Raw genomic sequence first — 10,773 nt, 5'->3', positions numbered from 1 at the left:
GGTTCCGTAGTTTCAAGTACGAGGAAGCATATCTCACAGAGTATGCTAATCTCAAAGAAGCGAGAGAAGCCATCGGAAGATATATCTACACCTATAACTTTGAACGATGCCATCAGGCAATCGACAATAAACGTCCTGCTGAGGTATACTATCCGGCAATGCTTTTGGATGCAGCCAGAGCAGCCGCATAATATAAATCCGGGGAGAAACAACACGGTGTTCTCCCACTTAACCAGTCAACATATCAGTTCATTATAAAAATATTAAATTTTTGTCTTGACAACTGAGCCATTATACTTTTTCCTCATCTTTTTTCTGTAAATAATAAAATTCTTTCTGAGTCTCAATCTCTGCACGTAACTCCTCCTCTGTCGGAAGATATAATTTATACTTTGAAGCAAATAATTGCTCATTCTCATGAAGCACAGAGTATTTCGCAATATCTTCGTCTGTATCTGTACAAAGAACTATCCCCAATGTCGGATTATCATCTGAAGCCTTTTTTAGCTCATCATACATGCGGATATACATATCCATCTGACCAACATCCTGATGTGTAATCTTCTTTGTTTTTAAATCAATAAGAACAAAACACTTTAATATATAATTGTAAAAAACAAGATCTATATAATAATCTTCCTTTTCTGTATGAATGTGCTGTTGTCTTGCTACAAACGCATAACCCTTTCCCAGCTCCATTAAAAACTTCTGCAAATTATCAATAATCCTTTGCTCTAAGTCTGATTCAAGATACGAAGTATCTTGCTGCATCCCTAAAAATTCTGCAATAACAGGATTTTTTATAAATTCCAACTTATTCTGATATGATGAAGTAAGTTCTTTCATCTCATTTTCAACAGCTTGTTTATCATGTGTTTTTAATATTCGATAGTAATACTGTGAAGAAACATTCCTTTGCAAAGTTGTTGAGCTCCAAACTTGCTCATAAGCTTCTTTTTCATACCATTGTCTAGCCAATGTATCTTCCACCTGTGTTAATATTCTATAATGTGTCCATGAAAGCATTCCCGTTTGTGAACGAACTTCGTTCATTTTTCCATTTGATAACAATTGTGAACGAGCTTCGTTCACAATCTCTGGAAACATACGGTACACTTTCAAGCATTGATAAAGTATTCTTTTTGAATATCCTTTTCCATAAATACCAGTCAGTTCTTTTGATAATTTATCAACAACCTCTGCACCATATTTTGCCCTATCTTTACCTTCAAGCACTTCTTCATCAATACGTTTTCCTATATACCAATTTCTAAGGACTAATGTAGTATCAACTGTCTGATATGCAAATTGTTTGGCACCATCAATAATAGTGCATATGTCCTTAACAATATTGTTTGTATTCTCATATTTTATAATTTCACTCATTTCATAAGTCCTTTCTTAATTAGTATAAACGATAATTTAGCGACTTAAATGGCTATATCGGATACATCTAATTCGCCAGACATTAATTTTGGTAAAAGAGCATCACGAAGTTTGGCAAGCTTCATGTTTTGAGCACAATTTGTGAAAATGGTCGTAAATATAGGCTGAACCCACTTACAAAATTCTTGTACGCGGGGATGTGAAGGATGATATATCCATATTTCATTTACATTTTGTTGATTGATTCCTGGAATAGCAGCCTTTCCTCCATTATTTGCAAGCCAGTGATATGGATAATCGGTCTGCATATACAAATATGCAAATTCGTTGTATCCACGATCCTCAAAATCAAGTTTAAATACATGCTCGTTAATATAGAATTCCTCATAGGGGAATCCTTCTCCAAACATAGAAAAATGCGGTGTGAATGTTCCGGGTTTACCGCCATCTTTGTACAGGAGAAGTTCATAGCCTTCGATTTTGCCTTTTTTCATTGTCTGTGCAAATTCGATAGGAATATACTTTGCTGAGGATGAATCGAACACTCCTAATTCCTTTACATTCTCTGCACCAACACTGGGAATACCCTCGGAAACGGCACCACCCTTAGGTCGTTTGCCAGTTTCGAGAATATGAGGGAGATCCTGTATTTGAAACATCTTAAGAGAACTCGGCACCTGAAAACCGGTCGGAGCTTCTATCATAGGTTCATCAAAGGGATCAAAATCAACAAACCAAGACTTGAACAGAGTCTTTGCTTGCTGAAGTAAATTATCGTTTATGCTTTTATTAATCTCAATCTTTTCATCGACGCATCCAAGGAATCTTGCTATTTTCTCCTGTGTTTCAACATCTTCTGGAATATCAATCTCCAATCCATTAATATCATTTTTATTCACTGAACCAAAAACTGTTCCACTTTCTTTGCTGAGTAACTTCTTCATTGAATAATGGAGTAAATAATAGAGAAATTCTTGACATCCGTTTTTTGCACGAACAGAGCAAACTCCTCGCCCTAAACACATCTTAACAGGCGTAATGTTCAAGGCTCCAACTGGTGCACGAACACTCATTATTACATCTCCCGCCTCTGCAATTTTTTTATATGATGTTGTCCAAGTATCAAAAGTAGGATAACGATCACCAAATGTCCTGTTTCCTTGCAAAAAAGGAAGTCCAATACCTTCAGAATTGTAAAATTCCGATTTTGGCGATTGTCCCATAGTAACATCAGCGATATCACCCAATTTATATTTCATATCCAATCGCCTCCAGTTTTCTTCTGATCTCGTTTTCTAACTCATGAGACTTTACAAACATATCCGAAAGCTCCGAAGTCAACCTTGCCATCTTCTCTTCAAATGGTTCACCATCATCTTCCTGCTCCTCAATTCCAACATATCGTCCCGGAGTTAGAATATAATCTTGTTTTTCAATATCCTGAAGAGTAGCAACAGAGCAAAATCCCTTTACATCCTCAAGCGTTCCGTTCTGAAAAGCTTCAAAGGTATCCGCCAACTTCTGGATATCCTCTTCAGTAAAATCCCTATGTTTTCGATCTACCATATGCCCCATCTTACGAGCATCGATGAAAAGAGTTTTTCCCTTTTGCTTCTTTCCCTTAGTAATAAACCACAAGGTAACAGGAATTGTTACACTATAGAAAAGCTGTGTTGGCATTGCAATAATACCCTCAATCAAATCGTCCTCTATTATTTTCTTTCTTATTTCTCCTTCACCACTTGACTGTGTTGAAAGTGCTCCATTTGCAAGCACTAATCCAATTTTACCATTTGGTGCGAGATGATGAATCATATGTTGAATCCATGCGTAGTTTGCATTCCCCGCTGGAGGTATTCCATACTTCCAACGAACATCATCTAGAAGCTTTTCCTGATTCCATGGATGATAATTAAATGGCGGATTCGCAAGGATAAAATCTGCCTTAAGCGTTGGATGTAAATCATTGGTAAATGTGTCTGCATGATATGCGCCAAAATCAGCATCAATACCACGAATAGCCATATTCATCTTCGCCATCTTCCAAGTATCAGGATTCGCTTCCTGCCCATATACAGAAATAGCTCCTCTATTGCCAGAATGAGCTTGTATAAATTTCGCACTTTGTACGAACATTCCACCAGAGCCACAACAACAATCATACACTCGACAATTGTCATATGGACGTAAAATTGAAACTAGCGTTTCTACTACACTAGATGGCGTATAGAATTCTCCTCCTCCAACGCCTTCTTTTTCAGCAAACTGCGCAATGCAGTATTCATATGTGCGTCCCAGAAGGTCTTCACTTTCCTCTGTATTACTCATATCAATATTATTTGTGAAAATGTCTACTACATCTCCCAATACTCTCTTATCTAGATCTGGGCTTGCATAATTTTTGGGAAGTACATTCTTCAATGAGTTATTCTCTGATTCTATAGCTCTCATAGCTGTATCAATAACTGATCCAATCTCAGGTGTATGAGCCGCGGATGCTATTATACTCCATCTTGCTTCTTCCGGCACGAAAAAAACATTTTCCATTGTATATGCATCGCGATCATCTTCAAATCCATCACCTTCATCAATCAACTCTTGATATCGCTTATCAAACGCTGCTGATATATATCGCAAGAATATAAGTCCTATAATAACCTTTCTGTATTCAGCTGCTGGGATATGTCCCCACAGAACACAAGCAGCATCCCACAATTGTTTTTCAAAACCTAAATTGGCATTTGTTTTATTTGCCATACTACGTACCTCCCATTTAAATTTTCATATTCGTGTGTTTTATCTTAGACACTTTTCTGTGCACTTCATGCCCTAATAGTAATTCGTATAAAGCAGCTTTTCCCGCTAAAAGAACTTCCACCCACTCAGCGCCAAACCTGCCCATACTACAAAGGCAAAGAATGCCCAACTAATCAGTGTAAACGTTTTGACAAAAGCTTTTCCCTGCCCCGGGTATTCTCTGACATATAGCCTATAATTTATTACAGAAGCCAAAGATCCTATAAGGGAGCACAATCCTGCAGTATCAGCCCCATAAATAAGACCAGCAAAATTCTCCGAAAATGGATATAATACAATGGATGCCGGAACATTTGATATTATCTGACTAAGTCCAATGGCGCACCAGTACTCATTCCCGCGGACTATTTTTCTTAGGAAATCGGATATCCCGGGATTGGAAGCAATAGATGATGAGAACACGAAAAAACACAGGAAGGTGAGTAGTAGCACATAGTCCACCTTTGCGAACAAACAAATGTCTACCACAGCAATCACAACCATAACGATGCCAACTGCCACAGGCCAGTAGGTTGTTCGCGTCACAATCGTTGTCAGAATCAAGATGAAGAGAATTATATAGGCAACTCGCCTAATTCTCGCCTCTGGCGCCCACTCTCCCGCAACTTGCGCGTAATCTAATTCTATTGATTCCTTTGTATTTTTTCTGTAAAGTACAAAGATAAATATAATCAACAAAATACCTGAACCCACGCAAAGTGGCGACATGTGTAGGATAAAATTCGCTGCACTTGTACCGGATTTATCATATAAAAATAGGTTTTGCGGACTACCAAATGGCATTAGAAGTGAGCCACGAATAGCCGCAATATTTTCCATTGATATTACCGGAAGGATATATCTTTCTTTCCCTCCACCACGGAAGAGAAGAATTGTCAGTGGAACAAATATGATTAGCGAGACATCATTGGTCACAAACATAGAAGTGAAAAACACGCCAAAGACCAAGAATATGGAGATCCCAACCATTGTGGAAAATCTCGCGCTAAAGCTAATCAACGGCCGAAATATATTCTCCCTTTTAAATCCCTCGAGAACACAGAGCATCATTAACAATGTTCCCAATGTATGCCAGTCTATATCAGCCATGAGTTTAGTCGAAGGCGGCGTAATAAAGAGTGATATGACTGCTGCCAAAATCGAAACCGTTAACATGGGCTCTTTTTTTAATAAACTAATTACTTTTTTCATTTTTCTCTTTCTCCTTGCACTTCCACCCACTGTTCACACAAAACATTTTACCACAAATATCATTGCAATACAACAATATACATATAACTCCACTCTGCTGAACTTGAAGCTATGAACGGGCTTTCTCATACATTATATTCCCCCTATGTTGACACATCCTTCCAATTATTTTATAATAAATCTGACATTGTTTAGTAGTGCAATATTCGAATCAATGACAATGCCAGAGAGGAGTCCATATGTTTACTTTTATTTTTGATAATGATTCCAAAGTATCCCTATACGAACAACTTTACACCGAGATCAAGAATCGAATCTCTTCAGGAGCCATGAAGCCCGGCGAGAAGCTTCCCTCCAAGAGAAACCTAGCAAAGCAGCTTTCCATAAGTGTTATAACGATTGAAAATGCCTATAATCAGCTTCTCTCTGAAGGATTCATATATTCCCTTCCCAGAAAGGGTTTTTTTGTAAATGATATCTTTGAGGGATTCATCCCACAATCTCCTCAACCTCCAGTTGTGCGAAATATTGAAAAAAAACCTTCATATTTTGCCGACTTTTCCAGCAACTCTACTGAGACTAGTACTTTTCCATTTTCCACTTGGGCCAAGATCACTCGCAAGGTTCTCGCCAATGATCGCGCTCTCCTACTTGAAAACTCCCCATCCAACGGAATCGAGGAGCTACGTATCTGTATTGCTAACTATCTCAGCGAATTCCGTGGGATTCATATATCACCAGACAACATCGTGATTGGTGCTGGTTCCGAAGCCATCTATCATTTCATCATTCAGATTCTCGGCCGCCAACGCGTCTATGCTTGCGAGAATCCAGGTTATGCAAAAGTCGCCAATATCCTTAGCGCCAATGACGTCAATTTTTACAAAATTCCCATGGACTCTGATGGAATCATCCCCGCAGAGCTCTACCAAAATGACATATCCGTAGTTCATGTGACTCCATCCCATCACTTTCCAACAGGCATAACTATGCCGATCAAACGCCGATATGAGCTACTCAAATGGGCCAATGCCGGTACAGATTCAAAGCGCATCATAATCGAGGATGAATATGACAGCGAATTTCGCCACACAGGCCGCCCTATCCCATCTCTTTTCAGCATCGGCAGCGAAAATGTCATCTACATCAACACATTCACCAAAAGTCTGGCATCTACCATCCGTATCAGCTACATGGTTCTCCCGGATCATTTCATGCAGGTTTTCCGCGACAACCTGTCCTTCTACTCCTGCACTGTCTCCACCTTCGAACAGCTCACACTGGCTCGTTTCATCTCTGAAGGCTACTTTGAAAAGCATCTGAATCGCATGCGGAACATTTCCAAAAAAAAGCGAGACACCCTACTAAGCTGCCTCGCACAAAGCCCACTTGGGCCAATTATTCGTATTCATGAGAACCAATCCGGGCTCCACTTCCTCATGGATATCGACCTCGACTCCTTGGGAATCACTGATCGGATTTTCACAAAAAAATGTTCCGAAAACCACATCAAAATCAAGACGGTAAGCAATAACACTTACATGATTAATTACTCTTCAATACCGCTGGAAAATATTCCGCAAGCCGTAGAATTACTGAGCGAGGGACTAAAATAACCTAGATTTCCCACATGGTACCCATGTTTTGGAAACCCTCCTTCGGCATACAGCTCTGACAGGATTTACATCCGGGGGTAAGACCTATTGATGTAATTCTGCTGATAAATCGTTTGTCACCATTTATAGCGACAACAATTCCATCAGAGCCCTTTTGCAATTCTGATAACTTTTTCATTATTTCCTCCTACGATTTACATTTTATATTCTTCGGAGCTACTATATTTTCTTACATGACAACATAGTATACCCCGCTGAATCTACGATTCTAGCTAACTCACTGTCTTCTTTCTCGCTCTTCGAACGAACCACTACTTCTTTCTTACCGACATTCGCTATGGCCCATATCCCCTCTCTGGAATTCAGAGCATTCTCCACTCTTCTGGCACAATTAGAGCAATGCATTCCATCTACATTCAACATATATACATATTTATAATTATCCTTGTTTTTATCCTTGACTTTTACCTTCTTTTCCGCAGGCTCCTTGCTTCCGCAACATGAGGATCCATATCGAATTCTTCGCACAGTACTATATATAGCTGCACATATTATTATTAATAGAATAACTATTATAATAAAGCTTCCCATATCACATAAACCTCCTTTATACGGTTAGATATAACTAATCGCATGACATGTTTATACTCCGCACATAGGCGGAGTATAAGTAACATTGTTTTAGGTATCTATCTATTGTTAGCGTTCTCTAACTATAGATTCTATCACTTTTACTATTTCTTGTCAATCTTTGTCGGAACATTTTTTCCCTGCTTTTTTGTAGAAAAAAAGGACAAAATATGCTAAAATCTTTTAAAGGGGGTCTGTAACTTATGAAAAAAATACCAATAATACTTTGTATAATTGCCGTTTGTATGTCCATTACAGGATGTCTTGACAATATAACGATAGGCTCTGATACATCCACTCATACCAACGAATCCACTTCAATAGAATACAGTTCTTCTGGTGTCGGTAATAATAATAACGGAAATGAAAATGGTAGGTACAAATTGAATTTTAATGTTAAAGTCGAAAAGAACCTGCTCTTTTCCAAGTATCCAGTTGCCGTCCTTGTAGATGATGAGAAAGTTGGCCAAATAAGCAACAACGAATCTTCTACTTTTACAACCTATGTTTTGCCTGGTGAGCATGTAATTACTTTTAAGAAAGCCAAGGGTTTTTTCGATAAGAAAAACGAATTTAGCATTGATGTTCAGTCCAATACCGGAATTTCGTGTAAACTTCACACCAAAAAAACCAAGATAGAGATTAAAGATTGGACTGTATTTACAGCTAATTAATTGTCTTACAAGCAAAGCTTGTAAGACAATTATTTTGTGTAAGCATCTTACTTTCTCTTGTAAACCCTAACCTTCGACCACTTCCCGTTGGCTGATATTCTATCCACCTTCAACTTTCCTCGGACTTTCACATAATACTTCTTTTTCTTTTTAATCTTTCTTATCGTATATTTTGTCCCGGTCAGTTGAAGTTTCTTGGTCTTCTTCTTCGCAAACTTCTTGGATGTCGAATACCAAAGATCGTATGATGTCGCGTTATCGGTTTTTTTCCACTGGATAGTTGCTTTTGTTCGCGATTTTTTTGTAATTTTTATGCTTGGCTTTTTTATCTGGTATTTAAGCTTTACTGTCCATACATCTTCTTTGGCGAGTTCCAAATAATCTTTTTTTAATTCCGTATCTATTGTCTCCACTCCAACCTTGTCTTCTTTGCTTGCATACTCTATTTTATAGTATTCATATTTACCTGTCTCCATATTTTTTCTTCTATATCTTGCTGGCTTCCATCCATCTTTGGAAATATCTATATATATACTTGGTCTCATGCCAAATAATTCATTTCGTATAATTAATGTGTTACCCTGATATTGGCCTAAATATCCTACATATCTTCCCATCCCAGCGCGAAGATTATCCATAGTACTATATGCACATTTTCTGCCTTCTGTTTCAAAGCTAAAACTAATATCAACAACCCACCAAACAAGAGGTCCTATATCAGGATGTTTTCTTAGCGCATAATTAGTCGCTTTTATCGGTATGTCCTCATAACATCCTGAGAGATATATCGTACTAAAGTCTTGCTGTCTATATCCACCAGGCAACTTTTTAATTATCTGACCTTTTTCATTTTTATCAAATGCACTATTATAAAACTCATTATTAAGCCAATGCCTGCATTTCGAGGTCGCCCATGTTGAGTCTTTACTCCATGTGTCATCGTAAATCATATATTCAAGAATTCTTGATGATTCTAAACTTGCCACATTTCCCTGTATTCCTCCAAGATTCCACTCTATAGGCTCTTTTTTTGTTCCATCAGTTTGCCAGTAGTTCCCAAAATATATATGTGTTATTTCTTTATCTCCCTGCTGCATGGATGCATTTATATCCACATGGCTCACACAAATAGCACATATCAACATAAGCATTATAAATGCTGACTTCTTATACATAATTCCACCTACTTTCCAATAAAATGACATGTAGTCATAACCCAAGATTCATATATTTTTGACATGCTGTAATTCTCATCTATTATTATACCATTCTTTCTCTGCAAAAAACGGACAACTTTTCCTAATTCTTTTCTATATAATGTTGATCTGTATATACGAAAAAAGCACCTATATACAATAAGCATATAAGTGCTACACTTTTCTACATGAAGCATCGGGGACTCGAACCCCGGACAACTTGATTAAAAGTCAAGTGCTCTACCACCTGAGCTAATGCTCCATCTTGCAAATGGATTGCAAAAATGCCCAAAGCCGGAATCGAACCAGCGACACAAGGATTTTCAGTCCTCTGCTCTACCAACTGAGCTATCTGGGCATATAAATTGCGGGGGCAGGATTTGAACCTACGACCTTCGGGTTATGAGCCCGACGAGCTGCCTGACTGCTCTACCCCGCGATAAAACTAATTATCAAATAAAGATGCAAACCACACCCGTTATTCAATTCTATTGGTATGTATATACCAAAATGGGCGGAGAAGGATTCGAACCTTCGAAAGCGTAGCTAACAGATTTACAGTCTGCCCCCTTTGGCCACTCGGGAATCCGCCCAAATCACCTTTTCAGTGATAAAGCCGACGACCGGACTTGAACCGGTAACCTGCTGATTACAAATCAGCTGCTCTGCCAATTGAGCCACGTCGGCATATCCATGGGACCTACAGGGCTCGAACCTGTGACCCCCTGCTTGTAAGGCAGGTGCTCTCCCAGCTGAGCTAAGATCCCATTTTAACTATTCAGTTAAGCGACCCAGGAGGGACTCGAACCCTTGACCTCTGCCGTGACAGGGCAGCGCTCTAACCAACTGAGCTACTGGGCCAGTAAAAACAAGGTTGTACCTTCAAAACTACATACTGAATCTCTTTTAACGAGACCTCATAACCAAGCATTCTTTAATGCTTATAAGGTCAAGCCTTCGACCTATTAGTATCCGTCAGCTACATACATTACTGCACTTCCACCTCGGACCTATCTACCTCGTCGTCTTCAAGGGGTCTTATTGACTTATAGTCAGGGATATCTTATCTTGAGGGGGGCTTCACGCTTAGATGCCTTCAGCGTTTATCCCGTCCCGACTTGGCTACCCGGCGATGCATTTGGTAATACAACCGGTACACCAGAGGTCAGTCCACCCCGGTCCTCTCGTACTAAGGGCAGCTCCTCTCAAATATCCTACGCCCGCGCCGGATAGGGACCGAACTGTCTCACGACGTTCTGAACC

General features: G+C 39.0%; 10 protein-coding genes, 7 tRNA genes and 1 rRNA gene. 3 read left to right on the top strand and 15 right to left on the bottom strand.

The window, feature by feature from the left end; genetic code table 11:
* The coding region (locus L877_RS0107155; protein WP_026834837.1) for an integrase core domain-containing protein at window positions 1–191 on the top strand (191 nt) is incomplete at its 5' end.
* Between the two features lie 100 nt (window positions 192–291).
* On the opposite strand, the gene L877_RS0107150 is transcribed toward L877_RS0107155, so the two are convergent.
* The 4 genes from L877_RS0107150 to L877_RS0107135 all read right to left on the bottom strand — a co-directional run bounded on the left by L877_RS0107150 (window position 292) and on the right by L877_RS0107135 (window position 5,394).
* Window positions 292–1,386, bottom strand: a complete 1,095-nt coding sequence (locus L877_RS0107150; protein ID WP_026835478.1) for a PDDEXK nuclease domain-containing protein — start codon at window positions 1,384–1,386, stop codon at window positions 292–294.
* A gap of 44 nt (window positions 1,387–1,430) precedes the next feature.
* Window positions 1,431–2,645 carry a restriction endonuclease subunit S gene (locus tag L877_RS13925; RefSeq protein WP_084554818.1) on the bottom strand — a complete coding sequence of 405 codons (1,215 nt, stop codon included), beginning with the start codon at window positions 2,643–2,645 and terminating at the stop codon, window positions 1,431–1,433.
* A complete protein-coding gene (locus tag L877_RS0107140) occupies window positions 2,635–4,143 on the bottom strand; it encodes a type I restriction-modification system subunit M (RefSeq protein ID WP_026835477.1) in 1,509 nt (502 codons plus the stop codon). The genes L877_RS13925 and L877_RS0107140 overlap by 11 nt, the downstream gene beginning before the upstream one ends.
* 105 nt (window positions 4,144–4,248) lie before the next feature.
* The gene (locus tag L877_RS0107135) at window positions 4,249–5,394 is read right to left on the bottom strand and encodes an SLC13 family permease (protein WP_026835476.1); all 1,146 of its coding nucleotides are present in this window, start codon (window positions 5,392–5,394) and stop codon (window positions 4,249–4,251) included.
* Between the two features lie 239 nt (window positions 5,395–5,633).
* On the opposite strand from L877_RS0107135, the gene pdxR reads away from it, so the two are divergent.
* Complete coding sequence (gene pdxR / locus L877_RS0107130; RefSeq protein ID WP_026835475.1) at window positions 5,634–7,010, top strand: MocR-like pyridoxine biosynthesis transcription factor PdxR; 1,377 nt, start codon at window positions 5,634–5,636, stop codon at window positions 7,008–7,010.
* Between the two features lies 1 nt (window position 7,011).
* On the opposite strand, the gene L877_RS14280 is transcribed toward pdxR, so the two are convergent.
* Both L877_RS14280 and L877_RS0107120 read right to left on the bottom strand, forming a co-directional pair.
* Entirely contained in the window at window positions 7,012–7,188 is a 177-nt protein-coding gene (locus tag L877_RS14280) for a FeoA family protein (RefSeq protein WP_207637246.1), read from the bottom strand.
* A gap of 41 nt (window positions 7,189–7,229) precedes the next feature.
* A complete protein-coding gene (locus tag L877_RS0107120) occupies window positions 7,230–7,601 on the bottom strand; it encodes a heavy-metal-associated domain-containing protein (RefSeq protein ID WP_026835474.1) in 372 nt (123 codons plus the stop codon).
* Between the two features lie 242 nt (window positions 7,602–7,843).
* Between L877_RS0107120 and L877_RS0107115 the strand changes: the two genes are divergently transcribed.
* Complete coding sequence (locus tag L877_RS0107115; protein ID WP_026835473.1) at window positions 7,844–8,314, top strand: hypothetical protein; 471 nt, start codon at window positions 7,844–7,846, stop codon at window positions 8,312–8,314.
* A gap of 47 nt (window positions 8,315–8,361) precedes the next feature.
* Here the strand turns inward: L877_RS0107115 and L877_RS13525 are convergent, their stop codons facing one another.
* The 9 genes from L877_RS13525 to L877_RS0107065 form a co-directional block, all read right to left on the bottom strand.
* On the bottom strand, window positions 8,362–9,489 hold the full coding sequence (locus L877_RS13525) for a DUF6273 domain-containing protein (protein WP_026835472.1): 1,128 nt from the start codon (window positions 9,487–9,489) through the stop codon (window positions 8,362–8,364).
* Window positions 9,490–9,699: 210 nt separating this feature from the next.
* Window positions 9,700–9,772, bottom strand: a tRNA-Lys gene (locus tag L877_RS0107100).
* A gap of 23 nt (window positions 9,773–9,795) precedes the next feature.
* Window positions 9,796–9,868: transfer RNA gene (locus L877_RS0107095), tRNA-Phe, on the bottom strand.
* A gap of 7 nt (window positions 9,869–9,875) precedes the next feature.
* Window positions 9,876–9,949 (bottom strand) — tRNA-Met (locus L877_RS0107090).
* 72 nt (window positions 9,950–10,021) lie between these two features.
* A tRNA-Tyr gene (locus L877_RS0107085) sits at window positions 10,022–10,103 on the bottom strand.
* Window positions 10,104–10,124: 21 nt separating this feature from the next.
* Window positions 10,125–10,197: transfer RNA gene (locus L877_RS0107080), tRNA-Thr, on the bottom strand.
* Between the two features lie 7 nt (window positions 10,198–10,204).
* Window positions 10,205–10,277, bottom strand: a tRNA-Val gene (locus L877_RS0107075).
* Between the two features lie 20 nt (window positions 10,278–10,297).
* Window positions 10,298–10,371 (bottom strand) — tRNA-Asp (locus L877_RS0107070).
* 84 nt (window positions 10,372–10,455) lie between these two features.
* A 23S ribosomal RNA gene (locus L877_RS0107065) occupies window positions 10,456–10,773 on the bottom strand; the annotation flags it as partial.

This window comes from Eubacterium xylanophilum ATCC 35991, assembly GCF_000518685.1.
GTDB classification, from domain to species: Bacteria; Bacillota; Clostridia; order Lachnospirales; family Lachnospiraceae; genus Eubacterium_F; species Eubacterium_F xylanophilum.
This window is presented reverse-complemented; position numbering and strand designations above follow the sequence as displayed.

What these genes read in the sequence shown, in the direction of transcription:
- L877_RS13525 (WP_026835472.1), bottom strand. Translation starts at nt 9,489, where the DNA reads ATGTATAAGAAGTCAGCATTTATAATGCTTATGTTGATATGTGCTATT.
- L877_RS0107115 (WP_026835473.1), top strand. Translation starts at nt 7,844, where the DNA reads ATGAAAAAAATACCAATAATACTTTGTATAATTGCCGTTTGTATGTCC.
- L877_RS0107135 (WP_026835476.1), bottom strand. Translation starts at nt 5,394, where the DNA reads ATGAAAAAAGTAATTAGTTTATTAAAAAAAGAGCCCATGTTAACGGTT.
- L877_RS0107140 (WP_026835477.1), bottom strand. Translation starts at nt 4,143, where the DNA reads ATGGCAAATAAAACAAATGCCAATTTAGGTTTTGAAAAACAATTGTGG.
- L877_RS0107120 (WP_026835474.1), bottom strand. Translation starts at nt 7,601, where the DNA reads ATGGGAAGCTTTATTATAATAGTTATTCTATTAATAATAATATGTGCA.
- L877_RS0107150 (WP_026835478.1), bottom strand. Translation starts at nt 1,386, where the DNA reads ATGAGTGAAATTATAAAATATGAGAATACAAACAATATTGTTAAGGAC.
- L877_RS13925 (WP_084554818.1), bottom strand. Translation starts at nt 2,645, where the DNA reads ATGAAATATAAATTGGGTGATATCGCTGATGTTACTATGGGACAATCG.
- L877_RS14280 (WP_207637246.1), bottom strand. Translation starts at nt 7,188, where the DNA reads ATGAAAAAGTTATCAGAATTGCAAAAGGGCTCTGATGGAATTGTTGTC.
- pdxR (WP_026835475.1), top strand. Translation starts at nt 5,634, where the DNA reads ATGTTTACTTTTATTTTTGATAATGATTCCAAAGTATCCCTATACGAA.